This window comes from Arthrobacter sp. FW306-05-C (genome assembly GCF_021801725.1).
Taxonomy (GTDB): domain Bacteria; phylum Actinomycetota; class Actinomycetes; order Actinomycetales; family Micrococcaceae; genus Arthrobacter.
The window spans coordinates 1,809,321-1,828,493 of record NZ_CP084556.1; the positions used below are offsets into that span (position 1 = coordinate 1,809,321).

Sequence of the window (19,173 nt, forward strand, 5' to 3'; positions counted from 1 at the left end):
TCGCCACGGCCAGTCCCGCGAGAAAAGAAAACGTCGTCGACTTACCTTTTGTCCCCATGTGACTGTCGTATGGGCGTGCGGTGTTGTTATGGCGTGCTCGGCCGGACAGGTCTAAAACGGCCTCCGACCCATTTGGGGATGTCCCAGAATCAGCCGCCGAGGTCGAAGTCCAGGTCCAGGTCTTCGGGGGAGTGCAGCTCACGCCAGTTTCGGTGACCCGCGCGCCGGGCAGGGCCGAGGCGATCGGCACCCGGTCCACGGCCGCGAGCTGGGCCAGGTCCAGTCCGGTGAGGGCGGCGATGTCCCGGATGGGGACCCGGAAGATCCGGAAGGGCCCGAGTGGTGGGGCGTCGTCGGTGACCCCGGGCCGGGGGACGTCCGGCAGGTCGGCCAGGGAGGGTGTCTGGTCCACGACGTAGCCGGTGGCGGCCAGCTTCCCGGCCTGGAGGAAAGTCGGCGACTTTGAAGAACTTCAGCGGGATGTCCACGCCCCGGCACACCGGATCGGTGGGGCCGAAGATCGGCCCGGTGAACACGACGATGCGCCGGCTGTTGTCCGCGGCGTGCTCCTGCAGGTAGGATTCCAGGCCCAGCCAGAGCTGCATGCCCTGGTTGAACTTGGCCGCCTGCGGGGCAGCGTTCGTGTAATGGAAGGTGTCCTCGTTCGCCTGCTCTGCCTCCGCCCGGGTATCACCGCACACAGCGGAAGCACGCCGGACGAGGTGGCCGCGGTCGATGTCGTTGTGCGCATAGACCCGCTCCCCGGTCTGCTGGTCCGCCGGCAGACGCGGATCAAGCCGCCACAGGACCCCGGCACGGTCCAGGTTCATCAGCTTCTTCCCGTCCACGCCCAGGGCCGTAACCGCGGCAAGCCGCTTGTCTAGGCGCATAAGGACCGAGAAGTGCGTGTAGGGGAGCAGGACGGTTTCCACGCCCGGCAGCTCGGGGATCGGGACCGGGACCCCCAGGAAACCGGCGTCGTACCCGGCGCGGCCGGCCAGATCACGGGCGGTTGCGGCTGATGCCTCGCGCGTCATAAGTTCAGCCATGCCCGGACCCTACCAGCCCCACATGACGGCGGGCTGAACGTTGGTTGACCACTACTGGCAGATGGAGCATGGGCCTGCATATAGTACTCTCTCGACCATATTCAGGAGAGGACTGCCATGGCCGCCGAAGCCTTCTTCGTACACCGCCACTGGGACACAATTATCGCCCAGGACCACCTCGATGTGTGGAAGCCGATCCCTCACGGAGAAGCGGAGGCTACAGTCCAGATCGACCAGGCGGACGGTGTCACCGCCTCCGTTGCCTAGGGGGCCGATCACGCTCCGGCCCTGGCCCGCGCGATCCTTGAGGCGGTCGGCCTCGACCCTCGCACCGTGTTCCCTGATCAACTGCCGGAACTGACCACCCAGTAGCCTGCTGTTACCGGGAAGATCCGCCTTAGGAGGGGCCGACTCACGGCTCCTCCGCCACGGCCTCATGGACACCTGCGAGCCGATTGCGGAGGCTGTTGACAGCCCTCTTGGGCAGGAGTAACACGGCCAGTGGCGGCCCAGTCCTGAGTCGTCCACAGAGGAATGTGTATGCACTGTCCGGGGGCCGCCGTCCTGACACCAAGACCAGGCCGAGCCTCTGTGGCAGCGCTGCACGCTTCAAGGAGAAGCATCATGAGTGTTGCACATATCCTTCACCGCGTCGCTGACTATGAGGCATGGCGCAAGGTCTACGATTCCGTTGGTGAAATGCAGAAAGATGGCGGCGTGACCCAGGAGTCGGTGCACCGGATGGTTGATGATCCGAACAACGTCCTCGTCATCCATCATTTCGACAATGTGGAAACCGCCAGGGCGTTCTTTAGCAGGGAAGACCTGCGTGACGCGATGCAGCGCAGTGGCGTACAGGGTGAACCGCGCGTTGAGCTGTTCGAATAAGCCCGCCGTGGCTGCCCGTGGCCATCATTGATGGTGCCGGATACGCGGATGGGAGCAGGCTATGTTGAAGGTCCTGCTGTGCAAGCTGAATATCAGCCATAAATGGCATGTCGAACACGCCGAAGACGGCAGCTTAGGCGCTGTCTCCGCTGCGGAAAGGACGACGATGAGCGCCAGAGGGGAGGCGGAGAGTTCAGCGGCTGGGTAGGACCAGTCGGAGGAGGCGGGATAGGTTAGCCAGTCCTCTGGGCTTCGCTTCGTCGGCTGTTCGCGCCCCGCAGCGGTCTTCCTTGCCGCCAGCCCGGGATGACCTCGTGCAGCTGTTTCTCTTTGGAGGGGTCGAGGTTCCCAGCCCGGCAATCGATCCGCCCGGTGTGCAGCCACACCCAAGGGTGCGTTCGTGCTGGTCCTCCGTCTTAGTGTGGAGTGGCCAATCGTTGGCGGCGGCCAAGTGTGCAGCAACCTCGGCCAGGCGCAGCTTCCACCGGGCCGCATCTGCGTCCCGCTTCGTGGGATAGGCCCGCCAGTTGGGGACGGCGTCGAAGGCCGCGGCGTAAGCGGGGGACAGACGGCGGCTTCCCCGCGCCGGCTGACAAGCCACTCGGCCAGAAGGGTCTCTTGCGCCGAGCGTCCCTTGACCGGCAGCCGGCCCTCGGCCTCGAAGAACGGAAGCACGGCATCCAGATTCCTCTGGCCGGCACGGGTCATCCGCGGCCTGGCCGGGGGGGGAGGGCGGGACGGCCTGGTGCTCGGCCCGAATCGAAGGTTCCTGCTTGGCGGCGATAGCCAGGTGATACCGCACCAGCGACTCGGCCACCCGGGCACCCGGGCACCCGCATCGATGCGTGGCGCGCTGATGCCCTGCGGTACATCAGGACCCACTCGGGGTTCGGCGCTTTGCGCTTGGTCTGCGTCGTTGGACGGTAGTCGGCCTCAAGGCAATGCTTGCAACGATCCGGTCAGCTCGGCGATCCGCAATCGGATCCATAACCACCCCCAATAGTCGTTGCCCCCTAGGGTACTCGGACGGACAAGGGGACCGACGGGCAGACGCAGTATTTGGGCACGAAAAGGGCGCGCCCCGTTCGCTGAGCGCGCCCTTCCCGATTCTTTCCTGTGTCAGCCGTTTCCGATTCGGCTGTGTCCCTACGCACAGCTGATATTTGTGCCGGCGGCACCGGGGGAGTGGCCTACTTGGCGGCGGGGGCAGTGGTGGCCACCGAAAGGCCGGGATCGGCCTGTCCGTCCCCTTCGCTGGTTGGGCCGGCCGTCGGTGCGGCCTGGCTCGGCGCCGTCGACGGTTGCGGCGTGGCCTTACCGGCAGGGTTTGTTTGCTTGGGGCTTGCCTTGCTCGAGGGAGCGGGTGAGGCCGTGCTTTCCTCATTGGGGCTCGCTGCATCATCCGTCGGCGATGTACTCGGGACCACTGCCTTGGTGCCCGGCTGCGGATCCCTCTCAGGGGTACTGCGGGTGTTCGCCGCGTTCGACGCCACCTGGGTAATGCCCGATTGGAGGGTGGCGGTGCCGTTCGACAGGGGCCTTCCGGTGGCTGCCTGGACACCAACAACGGACCCAAGCCCGATCACGAAGATGGCGGCTGCACCTAAAGCCATCCGGGCCCGGCCCGGCAGTGACCTGCGCGGCTTAGTGACCACGGGTGCAGCCGCTTGCTCCAGCGGCAGAGAGGCCGCGGACACCTTGCTGGACGTGGCACGGATACTGGCCGTGTTTGCGGGCTCCTGCGGGGCGGTCCTGGTCACGGCTGCACCGCGGCGGGGCACGACGCGCTTGAGCTGCTCGTGGCTCCTTTCCAGGGATGCCCGGAACAGGGGCACGGCAACGGCAGTGATAACACTGAGGATAAAGGCCCCGATGACGGTCCCGCCAAGTCCGAGGTTTCCGCCTACGACGGAGGCCACGGCCGCCGCGCCTCCGCCGGCGATGACCTGGGTCGGACTCAGATCAAGGCCCTTCTTCACGGGTTCGGGGGCGTTCTTGGATGTTCCTTCGGAGTTGTTATCGTCGGTGTTGATCATGGTTCCCATGTTTGTGTTTGTGCAGAAGTTTCGCGCCGACGATCAGGTCGGCATTCTGAATGATCGCGTCGAGCTGTTGACGCTTCACCTTCAAGGTTTCCACGCGCACCTGAGAGTTTCAGCGACCACGCCGAGAACGTAATTAATCACACAGTCGGCCCGCCGGAGGTCCCCAACCGGTGGCGAGCGCTTGAGCAGCAGCGATGTCCCGCTGGCCCTTCCAGGGCACGAAAAAGGCGCACCCAGCTGGGCGCGCCCATTCCGTGGTCGAGGTTAGTGCTTCTTGAAGGCGTCCTTGACCTTTTCGCCGGCCTGCTTCAGATCAGCTTTGGTCTGTTCTGCCTTGCCTTTGGCCCGCAGGCTCTCGTCGCCCGTGGCTGCGCCGGCAGCTTCTTTGACCTTGCCGCCTGCCTTCTGGGCGGCGTTGCGAATCTTGTCTCCCGCTCCCACGGTTCCACCTCCTACGGTGTTGCAGCCGGTCTGTGCGGCTACACCTCCAGTAAGCATGCCTAGGATGGGGTTTTCAAGCCCCTTAGTTCCGCATGCCGCGGGGCAGCGCCACTGGCCGCTCCGCCAGATGTCAGGACCAGAAGTCGGAGGCCTTGGACGTGTCCTCCACCATTTCAATGCCCTCCGTCACCTTCCCGTCCGAGACGCTGAAAACAATGACCTGCCGCTCATCCAGGGTCTTGCCGTTGCGCTCGGCACGAGTGAGTTGAATGCCGACAGTGTACTTCTCGCCCACGATGACGTCCTCCACAGTGACGTTCATCGATCCGTTGGATCGGGATCCAAGCTCGCCGAAATAGGCGAGGATCTCGTCCCGGCCCTGCTTGACCCCGGATATCGGCCCGTTTCCAGCGGCGCGCCACGTGGCGTCCTCGGTGAAGATGTCCCGGAGCGTATCCATGTCGCCAGCACTGAATGCTTCATAGCCACGCCGAACCAGTTCCACGTTTTCCTGCGATCCCATTTCGAGCCTTCTGTCATTGTTGTCGGATTCCTGCGGGGACAGGTTAGTCGTGGGCAGCAGCACCGTCGAGGGTCATTGGACCCTCTGCCTCCCCATCTGTCGGACCGCCGCGTAAGGCGAGTTCCGGTGCGTCGACGGCATCCAGGAGTGCAGCGTCTTGGAGTTGCGGGCGAGGTCCCAGGCGAAGGCGATGAACGCCAAGGTGTACGTGGCTGCGGCGAGCAGCATGAACAGCTCGCTGTACTGGCCCATGGTTTCGTTGAGGGGGAGCATTACTGGTCCTTCGTAGTGGTTGAAGAGAGGGAGTCGGAGGGATTGGAGGCAAGCTGCCACTGGCGGGTGAGGAGTTCGCGGATGGCTGCGGCCTCGGCGGCCAGGCGGTGGTCCTCGCCGCGGGCGAGCAGCCCGTACTCGACCATCGTGCGCCCGTCGTCGTGTGTTCCGGCACGGATCCAGACGCGGCGGCGGTTCACGTAGAGCGAGGTGATGAGCCCTGCGACGGCGAGCAGCGAGAACACGAGGACGCCGGACTGCCCGGGCGTGGAGCGGACATCGACGCCGACGTAGCGTTTGAGCCCGTCAAAGCTGATGCTGCCCTTTCCGTCGGGAAGGGTGTAGGTACTGCCCGGGGCGAGGGTGATGCCGCCCGCCGGCAGGTCCCGGCCGTTGAGCTGGGTCAGTTTTTTCACGTCCAGGACGTACACGTTCTGCGGGGCACCTGTGTTCAGTCCGAGATCGCCGTAATAGGAGTTCAGGCTCAGCTGCGGGTTCAAGGGGTCCGGGTCAAAGCTGTAGGAAACGCCCTGGTCGTTTTTGATCGCCGAGGGCAGGAAGAACCCGACGAAGCCCAGCTGGGAGGGCGCAGCGTCGGGAACCTTGATCACGATGGAGGACGTATAGACGGAGTCGCTGGGGACGGAGACCACGGGGCCGCTGAAGGCGGTCTTTCCAGTGCCGTCCTTGACGGTCACCACCGGTGCGTAGCCGTTGCCGACCAGGAACATGCCGGTTTCACCGAAGTAGACGGGTTCGTTGACTTTCAGGATCTGTTGGCGCGGCTGTGCGTTTGTTCCGTCCCTGGTGGTCAGGGCGGCGGTGAAGTCGATGGGCTGGCCGAATTGTTTTCTCGATTCCCGGTCGAAGCGGACCTCGAACTTATCCAAAGTGACCGCGAAAGGCTTCAGCCATGCCGGGTTGAAGTTGGTCCCCGGGGTGAAGGCGTCGTAGCTGACAAGGGTATTGATGAAGCTGTCACCTTCAACGATGATCTTTTGTCCGCGGTATCCGAACATGCCCCCGACAGCGACGCACACCAGCACGCCGATCAGCGAGGTATGGAAGAGCAGATTACCGGCTTCCTTCACAAAGCCGCGCTCGGCTCCCAGGGAGGGCAGCTCCGCGCCGCCGTCGCGCACCTCCACCCGGTAGCCTCGCTTCTTCAGCAGCGCCGCGGCATCATTGATGACACTTGACGCGGAGCGCCCCGCGTCGGCGGGCAGGACCACGGTTCCGTACTCGGGCAGCCTGGACAGGCGCCGGGGCGTGCGGGGCGGGCTCGAGCGCAGAGCCTTGAAGTGCGTCCTGGCCCGGGGCAGCACGCAGCCGATCAACGAGATAAACAGGAGCAGGTAAATGGCGGAGAACCACACCGAGGTGTACACGTCAAAAAGCTGGAGGGCATCGAGCACCGGCCCGACACCGGGGTTGTCCTTCAGGTACCGCGCCACTGCGGGTGCATTGACCGGCCGCTGCGGGAACAGCGAGCCCGGGACCGCCGCCACCGCCAGCAGGAGCAAAAGCAACAGCGCCGTGCGCATGCTGGTCAGCTGCGTCCACGCCCAGCGCAGCATGCCCCTGGCGCCAAGGGCCGGCAGGGTCACGGTCGCGGCCTGCTGCAGGCGGGGTTCCGGATGTGGTGAACTTCCAGACACGAAAGTCCTTTCTATTTGTGAGGGGAGAAGCATGGCTCCGCTCCCCGAAAGGCGGCGAGGGAACCAGTTAGCGGCCTGACAAGACTCTTGTGAAAGGTCTGCCCAAAGCGAAGGAAGTGCTCCTCGTTGCAGGTCCACGTCATCGAAGATGAGGTGGTCGGCGCCGGCGGAAGGGTTTGTGGAGTCTTTTTGGGGCGGGGCAGGCAAGAGATACGTGCCGGGGTCAGCGAAATGGCCCGGAGGGAAGATGGGCCAGGGATCTATTTGTAGGCTTGGCGTTGAGCTGCGGGCAAACGGCCGCTGTTTGCTGGTCCCGTTTACGTTCTGCTGATGGAAAGGTCACCGGGAGAAGGACCTGGGGTGGTGTCACGTCTTCCGGCAGTGGGGCCAATTGCGGTGGGGGCGTGCATCACGGGAAGGGATGCAGGGCTGGGAGGAAAAGCTGCGAAAGATGTTGTATTGGAGGACAGGATGCAGCCTTCGCCCGTTCCCGCCACGGCACAGCTCAGGAATTCGAAGCTTGAGGCAGGCTCGGTGGATGCCTGAGGCGCTGCCACGGCTGCTGAGCTGCCCGTGTAACCAGTGGCTGTCGGGGCCTGTAGGCCAGGCGTTGGCAGGGCAATTATTCCTCGCTCGGTGACCGCTCCTGACGCACCATAGGTGCCCGACAGGGCGTGCATGCCCACGATCCCGGCGAGGAGGGCAATCACCATTGCCATCAGGGCGGCCGGGCCTAAGGACGCCGAGGCCATGGACCGGCCCGCTGCTGGTGCCACCATGGCCTTCCTCCTTCCGGGCAGATGTTAACTGCCGTCAAGGATACCGTGTCGGCTCGTGACGGCCTTTACCTGGTGCCACGGACTAAGGCAGGAGCTGTCTGTGCCAAGCTGGTGTGACGTGTGGTTTCATCGTGGTTGCCCGAGTTCGTCCGAGTGAACCGGTAACACCTCTCGGGTAGGCTGGAGGGACCCGAAGGAGTCCCGTTTGAGATCGTCAGACACCCAATATCTGCCACCAACACCTGATATGACACGATGCAGGGGCAGTCGAGTGAAGCGCTGGTGGGGTAGCGGGCAGCAGGCTGGGCTGTGAGTACGAGGGGGAGGCCTCGTCCCCTACTGGCGCTGCTGGTCGCGTTACTCGCTGCCCTGGTTCTTGGGTCGGTCTTCGCTTTCGGGGTTCTCGCCACGGCTAATCTCCGTGCCCAATCCTCACCTTCAGGACCCGTCGCGAACCAGCCGCAGGCGGTCAGCTCAGCGCCACCGGAGAGGGTGCAGCAGGTGCATGAGGTCCTGCACCGAATTGGGGATTTGTGCAGGTCGACAGGCGATGAGTCACGCCCAACCCTCGTCGCTTCCGGTGTCGGCGCGATTGTTTCCTTCGTCCGGCAGTTCCCCGAGGGAAGCTTTCCTATCGACGACGAGACCGGCACCACACTTTCACTGCTCATGGTGACACGGGAGGCGCTTCGCACCTGCGATCCGGACTCAGCAGCGCGCGTGAATCAGGAGTTGCCACCGGAGTTCCAGGACCGGCACCCAACTGCACCTTAGAGGCAGTTTCACTCTTCGCGAAGATCATCAAAGTCGGCAAGCTACAAGCGCTCACCTGTTTGCAACGTTGTCATTCATCCGGCCTCCGCTGGGCCCGGAGTGGGTGGCCCTGGCAGGTTGATCCAGGACGGTATTGCGGCTTGAATCAGAACCAGGCACGACTCCCGGTCTCTGCAGGCCACTGAGGATGTTCCCCTTTGCCCTGGAGCTTTGGCCTGGTTCTGTGTTGGGCCCCCAAGCGACGTGACAGTGATCAGAGGGAGCCTGATCCACGCGCTGCCTTACGGTCTCCCTGGATGGAGTCACAGTGGGAACGCATGAACTGCCAGGGACTGCTGATGAATTTTTACCCGGCGCGGGGGCCAGGGAGGAGGAACAGTGGGGCGACCTCTTAGGAGAGCCTCCTGGCCAGCTGTTCGATCGGATGCAGACCGCGGCCAAAGCGTGCGATGGCGTTGCGGTGCTGATCCAGTTCGCTGTAGGGAAGATAGCGGACGTGAAGATCAGCAACACGGCTGAACGCCGGCCTGACGAGTTGGGCCCGGACGTCCTCCTCGCGCTTGTCCGGAGCGACCAGATAGAGAGCTTGCAGCGCTGCGCTCTCGCCCGAGAGGGCAAGGTCGAGCATCCTCACTATCCCGGAGTAAATTGAAGTGCTGTGCTCGACCTCGAAAGCGGCCGAAACCTGTCCGCCTTCCAACCACAGGACGTCAATCAGGCGGACTGCGTCCGCTGCGGCCAGGGACGTCAGCGCCTCCGGCAGCACGCTGAGGCAGCCGTCGGCCAACCGGCCACCTCCATAACTGCGCCCCCGGTCGTTGCTGGCAATCCAGACATCGAAGCCCAACGCGAGCCCAAGATCACGGAGCCAGCCCTGCACTTCTGCGTGCGTTAAGTCCTCCCGCTCCGCGGCAACTATCGCCTTGTCAATCCTCGCCTCATCGCGGGCACGCGTAAGCTCGGCACGCCACTGCAGCAGCCCTGCCTCGGGCACTCCGGGACGTGGGGGCGCAGGGTAGCGCCCGGCGCCGATGTCGAACAGGAGACCGGCAATGGCGCCCAGGTCGTTTGAGAGCAAATCCCGGAAACGTTCATTGATGGTGAGGATGCCTCGCCGCATCGACAGGTATTCGTCCCAGCTGCCAAGCTTCACTTTGCTCCCCGTGAGTTCGTTGTAGCCGCGGACGATTGCTGTATTGAACGGCGGCATGAGAGTTGGGTGGAGAAAATAGAGCAGATTTGCTGCCGCCGGGCCCATCCCTTTGACTTTGCGGTCCGCGAAAGCCTGCACGGCGGAAAGCAGCGGCGCCTCCCCCGTGCAGCACCTGCACGCTTCGAGCATTCGTCCAAACGCGAGTTGGTTCTCCCGGTCCTCATAAATATCCGGGATGCGCAGCTTCGGCTTCCACAGGAAGGCATGATCGGCCCCTTTGAAGATTTGGCGCTGCTCCGCGACCCCATGGACCACTGTTTCCAGTGATGATCCCTTATAGGCCGTTCCGAAACTCCCCGCCTCGATTTCCGCGCTCACCTGCTCGATCCCGCGGCGCAGGGATCGAAAGTTTTTAATCCGCTCAGGCCAGAGGAACCAGGTGCGGTAAGTGCCGGAGGGGTCATCCCGCCACCGCGTCATGAGGTCGCGGGCAGCGGGCTCATCAAAGGGAAAGGAAGAACCAGGGGCTGTCTCTGAAACGATGGTCACCGCACGATTATCCACTGGCTCAGGGAACACAGGAGGACCTGCTGCAACAAAGCCGAAAACGATAACGGATTTGTAACGGACAGGAATGCTTCGCTAAGGTTGAGTGGTTCGCAGATCAGCGGATGAGCAGAACATCTCGTCAAACCCCGGCGGTGGCTGGACGCTTACTGCAACAGGGGTGGAGGCCATGCTGGGTTCCCGTGGGTGATGCTCAGCCTCCGCGGAGGCGTTTCCCGTCTTGCAATGGTGGCAGGACAGTCCGCTGTTCCGCATGCAACAGCTAACTTCACTGGCCCCGAGAGGACCTTACTTGTTTGCCCAATCTTCACGCGGCCGTCGCAGGGCAGTTCCCGTACCATCACGGCGCCGTAACGGGACACGGATGCTGCTTCAGCTCCGCGGACCGCAATTGGGGGTGGCTGCCACAGTTGCAGGAATGGTTGCTTTCACCGCCCTGTCGGCAGGTCACGCCGATTCGGGTCCGGTGGTCACGGCCATCGTCCCTCCCGCGGCAGGGACAGGGCCGGTGGCTGAAGCCCCCGTCACGGCGGCGGCAGGCGTGGCGCTGACTTTTGACCGGTCACCGGTCACTTCCCAACCCGCGGCAGAGCCACCCAAAGTAGAGCCGGCCGAAGCTGCCCCCGCCATGGCTGCCGTCACTGGACCGCAGAGCCTGCGTGCTCCGTTGTCATCGATAAATGTCACCTCGCCTTTCGGTTTCAGGGTCAGCCCCATTACTGGTGCCGCGGCCGAGCTGCATACTGGGATTGACTTGGCCTCCGCGTGTTCCACGGCGGTCTTCGCTGCAGGTTCCGGCACTGTCGTCGAGGCTGGGTGGAGCCCCTACGGCAGTGGAAACCGGATCGTCGTGGACCATGGCAACGGCCTGAAGAGCACCTATAACCATCTTGCCAGCGTCGGCGTCTTCTTAGGCCAAGCCCTGGCACCGGGCCAGCAGATCGCCGGCGTTGGAACGACCGGCGCCTCGACCGGTTGCCACCTTCATTTCGAGGTCGTAATTAACGACCGCACCGTAAACCCCGCCCCCTATCTGTAGGCCACATTCCGGCGTCCGGCCGCGTCGAAGACCGTCTTCGACTTAAGGAGTGAAACTGCGCGGGTCGAACCGCGCAGTTGCACGCATCGGTGTCTCCACGACTGGGACACCTGGCCGGTACCGGTGCGATGGTCGCCGGGCCCAAGCCTTACTGTCACACCTGCCCGCGGCAGCCCGGCGACCTGCACACCTGGCACCCCTGTCGAGCGTTTTCCACGTTTGGCTGTGACAGGTTTGGAGGGCCCCGGTAGGACGGTTATATCTGGCCCCACTTCATGACTCGCCGGGCACCTTGTGACGGTTATTTGTGGCCCCACCTTCAACGTTGGATCCATCAGTGGATGGATGCGGCGGAAGGCTGGTCTGGATGGAGTCGAGAGTGGAGTTGTTCGCGCGGATCCGAAGGGACGCCCGGGTTGAGGGCTTGTCGGTTCGCGCGTTGGCGGTCCGGCACGGAGTTCATAGACGAACGGTGAGGCAGGCACTGGATTCAGCTGCCCCTCCGGAGCGCAAACAGAGACAAGGTGTCTCCTGGAGGCTGGAGCCGTTCAAGGGCGCGATCGACGCGATGCTGATCGAGGATACAACGGCTCCTCGGAAGCAGCGCCATACCGCACGAAGGATCCTGGCCCGGCTCATCGAAGAGCACGGTGCGCAGGAGCTCTCGTATTCCACGGTGCGTGATTACGTAAGGGTCCGTCCGGCCCAAATTGATGTGGAGGCCGGACGCCGCGTTGAGGTGTTTGTTCCTCAGGAACACGCGCCGGGCGCCAAAGCCGAGATGGACTTCGGCGAGGTCTATGTCGTGCTGAACGGGGTGAAGACGAAGTGCCACATGTTCATCTTCCGGCTATCGCATTCGGGCAGAGCCATCCACCGGATCTACCCGACCCAGGCCCAGGAAGCCTTTCTCGAGGGCCACGTCGAGGCCTTCAACGTTCTGGGCGGTATCCCGACCAAACACATCCGCTAGGACAATCTCACCAGCGCCGTCACCGCTGTGGTGTTCGGGCAAGGCCGGCAGCGCCAGGAGAACGACCGGTGGGTGTTGTTCCGTTCGTTCTACGGCTTTGATCCCTTCTATTGCCAGCCTGGCATCGGAGGGGCCCATGAAAAGGGCGGGGTTGAGGGTGAGGTGGGTTGGTTCCGGCGCAACAGACTCTCGCCCACGCCAGTCACTGAATCCCTGGACGAGCTCAACGACCGCATCCGCGGATGGGAAGCCCAGGACGATCGCCGGCGAATCAATGACAGGATCCGCACCATCGGTCAGGACTTCGAGATCGAACGGCCGCTCCTGGCCCCGCTGCCAGCCGAGGAATTCGATCCGGTCTGGTGCTGAACCCGAGGGTCGATAGGTCCTCGATGATCACGGTCAGGATGGTGAAGTACTCCGTCCCGGCCCGCTTCATCGGCCGAAGGGTCAGGGTCTCATTGCGGGCGTCCGAGGTCGTGGTGTTCGACGGCCGCACCGTGGTCGCCAGGCATCAGCGGCTCGCCGCCCGGTCCGGTCAGTCAGTCCAGCTCGATCACTATCTCGAAGTCCTCAAAACCAAACCCGGCGCCCTTCCCGGCTCCACTGCTTTGGCCAGGGCGCGGCAGTCCGGGGCGTTCACCAACGCGCACGAGGCCTTCTGGGCCGCCTCCCGCCGGGTCAACGGTGACGCCGACGGGACCCGTGAACTCATCGACGTCCTGCTCCTGCACCGGTCCTTGGATGCCGAAGACATTCACGCGGGAATCACCGCGGCGCTGGGAGTGGGCGCCGTCAGCACCGACGTCGTCGCGGTCGAAGCCCGCAGACACGCCGCGGCATCTTCCCGGGGTGGGGCCAGTTCCGACCGTCATCCCGGTGCTCACGGCGAATTGAAAGTACAACGGGTTGTCAGTCTCACCCAACGCCGGCTCATGGACCCCGCCGCCGTCATTGCAGGGCTCCCCTCTGACATCCGGCCCCTGCCCTCGGTCAGTGCCTATGACGAGCTGCTGGCCAAACGCTCCCAACACCCCGCAGGAAACGCGTCAAAGGAGAACATCTCATGACCCCCACCGCACCGGCGACCACCATCACCCCGACCCTGCGCCGGCGCCGCGGCCTGACCGAACAGGCAGCAGTTGCCGCCGTGGACCAGGCCTGCCGCCGGCTGCGCCTGCCCACCATCCGCGGGGTCCTCGATGAAGCCCTCTCCGTCGCGAGGAAGGAACAACTCTCCTACCAAGGATTCCTTGCCGAATTGCAGCTGGCCGAGTGCGACGACAGGGACCGACGCTCCTCGATCCGCCGCGTGAAAGCCGCGAACCTTCCCCGAGACAAGTGGCTCGGGGACTTCGACTTCGATGCGAACCCGAACATCAACCCCGCCACCATCCACACCCTTGCCACCGGGGAATGGATCCGCAAAGGACAACCCCTCTGCATGATTGGAGACTCCGGGACCGGCAAATCCCACCTGCTCATCGGACTCGGCACCGCCGCCGCAGAGAGGGGCTATCGGGTCAAGTACACCCTCGCCACTCGGCTCGTAAACGAACTTGTCGAAGCTGCCGATGAAAAGGTCCTGGCCAAGACCATCGCCCGCTACGGCCGCGTCGATCTGCTGTGCATCGACGAACTCGGATACATGGAACTGGACCGCCGAGGCGCCGAACTCCTCTTCCAGGTCCTCACCGAACGGGAAGAGAAAAACTCCATCGCCATCGCCTCAAACGAGTCATTCTCCGGCTGGACCAAAACCTTCACCGACCCCCGACTCTGCGCCGCCATCGTGGACCGTCTCACCTTCAACGGCACGATCATCGAAACCGGCACCGACTCCTACCGCCTCGCCCACACCATCGCCCAACAGACCGCCAGCTGAGGACTGGTAGGCCAGTTAGCTGCAACCACCCTCGGGCCGCGGCTGGTAGCACAATTGTTTTTAGTGATTGGCGCTGTCAAGAAACGGGAATCATTCAGCCGGCAATCAACGGCGTTTTACGCCGCGAAAATGAGCGAGAAACGTTCCGTTACACGCCGGATCCTCTTTCCATTGTCTCTGACGGGCGGAATTCTGGGACAAAGTGGAGGGAGTTGAAGCGGGCAGGCGGTTTAACCGTGCCCGCTTCAACGTTATTACCACATGTGGCTGGTTGTAGTTACGCCAGTTTCAGTTGGAACCAAACGTTCTTATTGTATTTCTGAACAGATTAGAACGAAGGAACGCTTCTCTTTGGTCTTCCGAGAGCATGAAGCGACCTGGTATCACTTCGCAAATTTCGGTCGTCTGGATGGGAAGCAGGAGAAGGTCGATTCGGAAGGGTGCCAATTCATGCCCTAATGAATCCTCAACAGCTTTCACAATCTCCAGGAGGAGAAGATCAGGCTGCCAACTGTTCAATGCCGCACTTTTTCGGTCGCGGTGCCATCTCTCTGCGACCGGCACGGCATCTAGTACTACACTCCTCAGATTGGGCCAGCTTGCCAGTGCCTGGTATTCGTCCCTTGCATATCCTGCGACTCCTCCCGGTTCAGTACCTGGAGGTGAGGAAGTCAACCCGGACCACCATGCTTCCCAGCCTTCTTGAAATTCTAGGGAAGGAGGCTGGTTGGACGTGACGGTCTGTGGCGGCGTTAGAGGGCCAGGCATTTGAGCTGGCAAAGCTGCCTTGATTCGCAGGTACTCTCGAAACCAGAGCGCCACGTCGAGGTCCAGATCCCACCGTGCTTCGTGAACCGACCATTCCTCTTTGGCGAAATGCATCAGGGCTGCCCTCTACCAATAGACGTTTGCGCCATCTGACGGACTACCCGTTGTGCAAATGGAGCCAGTGTTTAACAAGACCCAACTTTCGGATACGTAAGCATAGGAGTAACCATTGACAGAGTGCCAGCTTGTAATGTGTCCTGCCAGCTCGACCAGAACCACGGCATGCTCCAACGACGTGAAGCAACGCCGGCGTTATCGACGACGGCGACCGTCCAGCCCATGGAGAGAGGTGTGTTGTAAAGCGAGAATCCAGTGGTTGCAGTCGTCCATCCACCGCCTGTGGCGTTGTAGTACACATGAGACTCGCCGCACGGTCCCCAGATGATGTTGGCGTTGGTGGTTATTTCGCCTTTCTTCTTGCTTCCGACCGCCTTACCATTGGCATCTTTGATGATCTCGTAGCCATTGTCGTTGGCTACCTTTTCGTCGAAGCCCGTAATATGCATGGTCTGCGTGGTGGATTCGGACAGTACGTCCTGCTTCTTTAGCTGCCCCTTCGCGGCTGTCCACGTGTCTGTGATGCCATTTTTGTCTGGATCCGCGTGGGCTACGCCGCCCGATGCGAATGCAAGAAAAAAGGCCACCGCGGCGGCCGAAAAACTATGACGCAAAAGGCGTTTGTTCATGATTCCCCCAAATAGAATCCCACATGGAAATTCATGTGGTGGCCAGAGACTAGCGCTCAGAATCTAGCAGCACAATAGCCCCGCGTTGACTCATAGAAGATTCCACGTAGCTGCTACCGAAGAATCATTTGGTAATGCCCGTGCAGCGGCGGGTCTGCTGAGGTGGTACCCGCTGGCCCGGCACTGTGAGTCGGGGAGCTTTCAGTGAGTGAACGCAACGCCGTCACGACGCCCCCGATATGCCCGGTCGGACCGGGTCGCCAAGCAGACCAGCCCCGTTGACTCCTAGAAAGGGCCGTCCAGGTGTACGCCGCCGCGTAGCTGGCTGTTTTCGGACGAGGGAAGAAGGGGCCGTCGCAACGGTGACCTAAGAGCTAAATTACCTTTCCAAATGCCGGGCTCGGCTTTGTTAAGACTGCTGTTTGGTATGGCAAGGCAGTAGGAGTCCGCGCCGGTTTCAATGTTGCAGCCGTTGAACGTGCGCCAGTCCACGATTGCGGCGATAGCCGGGGATCAGCGAACGTCTTTGTCCACCCTGGAGAACGACTCGCCCGACAGCCGTTAGGACAGGACCCCGTTCCATGTTCGTGAAGGGCCGTCCCTTGATAAAGCTCCTCTCTTCCCTCTAGGGAGCTTCACATAAACCGATGGCTGCACAGTTGGGGAGACTTTCCCTCAACAGGAAGACCCTCAGACCGGGCTGGCGGCAAGAGGATGCTGATAGCCCACGCGGGGCCAGAAATAACCGTCCTGCCGGGGCCAAATAGAGTTGACATACTCACACGTTCAGGCAGCAGAACCCGCCGCGTCGTGAGACGGTACCCGTGCATGCAACCGCCGCGCCTCGCCCTCCCCAACCGGGGTTAGCGTGACGGCGAGGTGGAAGGAGTCGGCCTCGTGCCGGTGGTGGATGGGCTTGAGGGTGGGTTCTTGAGCATCGTCTCGGGCGGTTCGGGAAATGCTTCGGTTAAGTACAGGCCGGCTACCTGGGACATGTAATTTGCCCATTGTGGACCGGCAATCATGTACCCGTCGATGCCTTTATAAAATTTGCCGTTGATTGTTACGTTTTGTCCTGCTCGTTGCTGTCCCTCCAGCGCGTCCCCGAAGAAGGAGGCTGTAGCGAGTCCTCGGGTGTAACCCACAACCCAGGTGGCGCCGTTGTTGTTTGAGGTGCCCGTTTTAGCGGCGGCCGGTATCCCGGCGGGGATTTTAGGTGTGATGTATACCCCGGAGCCTCGTTTGAGGACATCTTGAAGTACGTAATTCACGCCCTTGGCCACGTCCGGTTTGAGGGCCTCGCGGCAGGTGGTTTCCGGGACGGGGAGTTCGCTTCCGTCGGCCTGTGTGATGCGAACCAGGGCCCGGGGTTCACAGTATTGACCGTCTTTGGCGAACGTTGCGTAGGCGTTGGCCATGTTCAAGGGTGATACGCCGGTGGCTCCCAGGAGGTTGCCGAGTTGATGGATGTTTACGGGCGTGCCGTCCAGGCCGTTGCGCACCCCGAGGGCGTCGACTACTTTCTGGATCCCGCAGAAGTCCAGCTGCGCTGCGGAGGCGAAGGTGGCGGTGTTGATGGAGTTGTACAGACCGTAATTCACCGGCATGGGCCGGTAGAACCCTTCCTCAGCGTTCTGCAGGTCGTCTGCGGCATCCAGACGGGCAGCTTTCTGGGCCGTGCTGTAGGCGCCGGAAACCTTCCCGCACGTCGATTTCCACGGGAACCCGACCGGGTAGACGCGTTTGGACGCATCCACTGTCGCGGTGATGCTTTTGCCCTCGTTCAGCCATTGGGCGAAGGTGAACGGTTTCATGGTGGATCCGGGCTGGAAGCCTCCGGCCCCGTTGAGGTCGTTCCCTGCCGCGTCTTTGGCGTCGACATTGAAATTCAGCTGGGTGTCGAATTTCCCGTCCTGCGGCAGGTACACGGTGTTTTGAGCCATTGCCAGGATTTTCCCGGTTCCTGGCTGCACGGTGACAAGGGACGCACCCCACTTGTCAAGGTTTGGCCCGGCGCTGACGTCGACCTGCTGTTGCGCGGCGTTCTGCAGTCTGCTGTCCAGGGTGGTGGTGATTGTCAGGCCGCCACGGTAGAGCCTCCGTTCCCGTTCTGTGACGTCGGAGCCGTAGGCCGGGTCGTTCAACACCAGCCGTGCGACGTAGTTGCAGAAGTACGGTGCCATTTGAGCACCGGCGCAGCCTTGCCGTGAGGGGGTGAGGTGCAGGTCCGGTCCTGTCGCGACGGCGGCGTCGTACTCTGCCTGTTGTATTTTCCCTTGTGCAAGCATGTTGCCCAGGACCTGGTTGCGGCGGGCAATGGATTTTTCCGGGTTCACGGCCGGATCGTAGAAACTCGGGCTGTTCACCAGCCCCGCAAGCAGGGCGGCCTGTGGCAGGGTCAGTTCCTTCGCCGTGGTATTGAAGTAGTACCGGGACGCAGCTTCGGCGCCGTAGGCGTCCCGGTTGAAGAACACAATGTTCAGGTACCCCTCGAGGATCTGTTCCTTGGAGAACTTCTTTTCCAGGGCGATGGCCAGCTTCATCTCCCGCAGTTTGTCGCCAATTTCCTTTTGCCCGTTGAGAACTATTTCGGAGTCGCGGCCCGAAGAAGCAAGGGATTCGTTGATGACGTTGGTGACATACTGCTGGGTCAGCGTGGAGGCGCCCTGCCGGCCACCTGTGGCGAGGTTGCGTGTCAGGGCCCGCAGAATACCCTGCCCGTCGACGCCGCCGTGCTCGAAAAACCGGCTGTCTTCAATCGCCACGATGGCGTCTTTGAGGTAAGGGGACATCGCATCAAGCGGAACACTGGAGCGGTTCTCCGCGTAAAAGGTGGCAATGATCTGTCCGTCCGCGGCCAGGACCTTGGTGGACTGTGAAGGAGGTTCGACCGCCAGTTCGGCCGGGAGACTGGCGAACAGCGCATTGGATCCGCTCAGGGCTGCCCCTGCCACGGCTGCCCCGGGCACGAACAAACCGGCCACCAGCACGCCGGCCAGGACGCTCGCCGCCACAAAAGCGATCAGCTTCCCCTGCCCGCTTACCCAGGTGCCGGACCATCGCCCAGTCGATGGAATAGTCATAACGTTTCCCTTCTACAGTTCTTATGCTTGCTGAAATTCAATTCGGTCTTCGCTGCCCCGGTACTGTCCAGGCCACCGGGCTTTGTGCCCGGTTACCCAGCTGCGCGGTCCGGCTGCACCGTATCCGGCTTTGGCCGCGCTACTCTTCAAGCCCGCTGGGACAACGTTGTCCCGCCCGGCGACGCTGGGCTTCAAGTGCTGTTACAGAGGCAATATGGGTCCCACGGCGGAGAGTCGGGGGCCGCGGAGCTGCCCGGGACGGAAACGGAGGATGGCGGCCGAAACAGCTGCGGACTTCGGACCAAGAAAACACTGGCGGCCCAAGGCGGAAGGTGGATGGTTCACGTCGAGATCCTGGTCGTGTAGGAGGGGTGCTTTTCCGTCCAGCCCTGGAGTGGGTCCCGTGTTGGACCCCCGGCTTTTCAGGGTCGCGGGGGCAGTGCGGAGAGCAGCGGGAGGGCGATGCCACTTCCTACGGGCCTGCCGGACGCTGAATCACGGGATGGGCGATGAGGATGGATCAGGGGTC

At 62.5% G+C, this 19,173-nt stretch carries 14 protein-coding genes and 2 pseudogenes; 5 read left to right on the top strand and 11 right to left on the bottom strand.

Translation table 11 applies throughout. From position 1 onward, the window contains the following. Window positions 1-149: 149 nt before the first annotated feature. Window positions 150-1,049 carry a DNA/RNA non-specific endonuclease gene (locus LFT44_RS08365; RefSeq protein WP_236802162.1) on the bottom strand — a complete coding sequence of 300 codons (900 nt, stop codon included), beginning with the start codon at window positions 1,047-1,049 and terminating at the stop codon, window positions 150-152. A gap of 117 nt (window positions 1,050-1,166) precedes the next feature. Between LFT44_RS08365 and LFT44_RS08370 the strand changes: the two genes are divergently transcribed. Then, a complete protein-coding gene (locus tag LFT44_RS08370; protein ID WP_236802163.1) occupies window positions 1,167-1,316 on the top strand; it encodes a hypothetical protein in 150 nt (49 codons plus the stop codon). A gap of 357 nt (window positions 1,317-1,673) precedes the next feature. Further along, the gene (locus LFT44_RS08375) at window positions 1,674-1,937 is read left to right on the top strand and encodes a hypothetical protein (RefSeq protein ID WP_236802164.1); all 264 of its coding nucleotides are present in this window, start codon (window positions 1,674-1,676) and stop codon (window positions 1,935-1,937) included. A 1,190-nt stretch (window positions 1,938-3,127) separates the two neighbouring features. Here the strand turns inward: LFT44_RS08375 and LFT44_RS08380 are convergent. The 7 genes and pseudogenes from LFT44_RS08380 to LFT44_RS08410 all read right to left on the bottom strand — a co-directional run bounded on the left by LFT44_RS08380 (window position 3,128) and on the right by LFT44_RS08410 (window position 9,961). Continuing rightward, window positions 3,128-3,973, bottom strand: a complete 846-nt coding sequence (locus tag LFT44_RS08380; protein WP_236802165.1) for a hypothetical protein — start codon at window positions 3,971-3,973, stop codon at window positions 3,128-3,130. Between the two features lie 273 nt (window positions 3,974-4,246). Further along, entirely contained in the window at window positions 4,247-4,423 is a 177-nt protein-coding gene (locus LFT44_RS08385) for a CsbD family protein (RefSeq protein WP_236802166.1), read from the bottom strand. Between the two features lie 130 nt (window positions 4,424-4,553). Next, window positions 4,554-4,946 carry a nuclear transport factor 2 family protein gene (locus tag LFT44_RS08390; protein WP_236802167.1) on the bottom strand — a complete coding sequence of 131 codons (393 nt, stop codon included), beginning with the start codon at window positions 4,944-4,946 and terminating at the stop codon, window positions 4,554-4,556. Window positions 4,947-5,090: 144 nt separating this feature from the next. Continuing rightward, window positions 5,091-5,219: pseudogene (locus tag LFT44_RS08395) on the bottom strand (c-type cytochrome biogenesis protein CcsB); the annotation flags it as partial. Beyond that, entirely contained in the window at window positions 5,219-6,796 is a 1,578-nt protein-coding gene (resB, locus tag LFT44_RS08400; protein WP_236802837.1) for a cytochrome c biogenesis protein ResB, read from the bottom strand. The gene resB and the pseudogene LFT44_RS08395, both read right to left, overlap by 1 nt. Window positions 6,797-7,194: 398 nt before the next feature. Continuing rightward, on the bottom strand, window positions 7,195-7,656 hold the full coding sequence (locus tag LFT44_RS08405) for a DUF6153 family protein (protein ID WP_236802168.1): 462 nt from the start codon (window positions 7,654-7,656) through the stop codon (window positions 7,195-7,197). 1,165 nt (window positions 7,657-8,821) lie between these two features. Next, window positions 8,822-9,961: a type II restriction endonuclease gene (locus LFT44_RS08410; RefSeq protein WP_236802169.1), complete on the bottom strand. Its 1,140-nt coding sequence runs from the start codon at window positions 9,959-9,961 to the stop codon at window positions 8,822-8,824. Window positions 9,962-10,568: 607 nt separating this feature from the next. Between LFT44_RS08410 and LFT44_RS08415 the strand changes: the two genes are divergently transcribed. The 3 genes and pseudogenes from LFT44_RS08415 (at window position 10,569) to istB (ending at window position 14,047) form a co-directional block, all read left to right on the top strand. Next, window positions 10,569-11,189, top strand: coding sequence for a M23 family metallopeptidase (locus tag LFT44_RS08415; RefSeq protein WP_236802170.1), 621 nt, complete (start codon window positions 10,569-10,571; stop codon window positions 11,187-11,189). 367 nt (window positions 11,190-11,556) lie between these two features. Continuing rightward, a pseudogene (gene istA, locus LFT44_RS08420) lies at window positions 11,557-13,232 on the top strand (IS21 family transposase). After that, a complete protein-coding gene (gene istB / locus LFT44_RS08425; protein WP_236802171.1) occupies window positions 13,229-14,047 on the top strand; it encodes an IS21-like element helper ATPase IstB in 819 nt (272 codons plus the stop codon). The pseudogene istA and the gene istB overlap by 4 nt, the downstream one beginning before the upstream one ends. A gap of 288 nt (window positions 14,048-14,335) precedes the next feature. Here the strand turns inward: istB and LFT44_RS08430 are convergent, their stop codons facing one another. From LFT44_RS08430 to LFT44_RS08440, 3 genes are all read right to left on the bottom strand, one after another. Further along, the gene (locus LFT44_RS08430) at window positions 14,336-14,929 is read right to left on the bottom strand and encodes a hypothetical protein (protein WP_236802172.1); all 594 of its coding nucleotides are present in this window, start codon (window positions 14,927-14,929) and stop codon (window positions 14,336-14,338) included. 71 nt (window positions 14,930-15,000) lie between these two features. After that, window positions 15,001-15,561 (bottom strand): hypothetical protein, encoded by a 561-nt coding sequence (locus tag LFT44_RS08435; protein ID WP_236802174.1) that lies wholly within the window; start codon window positions 15,559-15,561, stop codon window positions 15,001-15,003. 863 nt (window positions 15,562-16,424) lie between these two features. Next, window positions 16,425-18,644 carry a transglycosylase domain-containing protein gene (locus tag LFT44_RS08440; RefSeq protein ID WP_236802175.1) on the bottom strand — a complete coding sequence of 740 codons (2,220 nt, stop codon included), beginning with the start codon at window positions 18,642-18,644 and terminating at the stop codon, window positions 16,425-16,427. Between the last annotated feature and the right edge of the window lie 529 nt (window positions 18,645-19,173).

What these genes read in the sequence shown, in the direction of transcription:
- LFT44_RS08365 (WP_236802162.1), bottom strand. Translation starts at nt 1,049, where the DNA reads ATGGCTGAACTTATGACGCGCGAGGCATCAGCCGCAACCGCCCGTGAT.
- LFT44_RS08370 (WP_236802163.1), top strand. Translation starts at nt 1,167, where the DNA reads ATGGCCGCCGAAGCCTTCTTCGTACACCGCCACTGGGACACAATTATC.
- LFT44_RS08375 (WP_236802164.1), top strand. Translation starts at nt 1,674, where the DNA reads ATGAGTGTTGCACATATCCTTCACCGCGTCGCTGACTATGAGGCATGG.
- LFT44_RS08380 (WP_236802165.1), bottom strand. Translation starts at nt 3,973, where the DNA reads ATGATCAACACCGACGATAACAACTCCGAAGGAACATCCAAGAACGCC.
- LFT44_RS08390 (WP_236802167.1), bottom strand. Translation starts at nt 4,946, where the DNA reads ATGGGATCGCAGGAAAACGTGGAACTGGTTCGGCGTGGCTATGAAGCA.
- resB (WP_236802837.1), bottom strand. Translation starts at nt 6,796, where the DNA reads ATGCTGCGCTGGGCGTGGACGCAGCTGACCAGCATGCGCACGGCGCTG.
- LFT44_RS08405 (WP_236802168.1), bottom strand. Translation starts at nt 7,656, where the DNA reads ATGGTGGCACCAGCAGCGGGCCGGTCCATGGCCTCGGCGTCCTTAGGC.
- LFT44_RS08415 (WP_236802170.1), top strand. Translation starts at nt 10,569, where the DNA reads ATGGTTGCTTTCACCGCCCTGTCGGCAGGTCACGCCGATTCGGGTCCG.
- istB (WP_236802171.1), top strand. Translation starts at nt 13,229, where the DNA reads ATGACCCCCACCGCACCGGCGACCACCATCACCCCGACCCTGCGCCGG.
- LFT44_RS08430 (WP_236802172.1), bottom strand. Translation starts at nt 14,929, where the DNA reads ATGCATTTCGCCAAAGAGGAATGGTCGGTTCACGAAGCACGGTGGGAT.
- LFT44_RS08435 (WP_236802174.1), bottom strand. Translation starts at nt 15,561, where the DNA reads ATGAACAAACGCCTTTTGCGTCATAGTTTTTCGGCCGCCGCGGTGGCC.
- LFT44_RS08440 (WP_236802175.1), bottom strand. Translation starts at nt 18,644, where the DNA reads ATGACTATTCCATCGACTGGGCGATGGTCCGGCACCTGGGTAAGCGGG.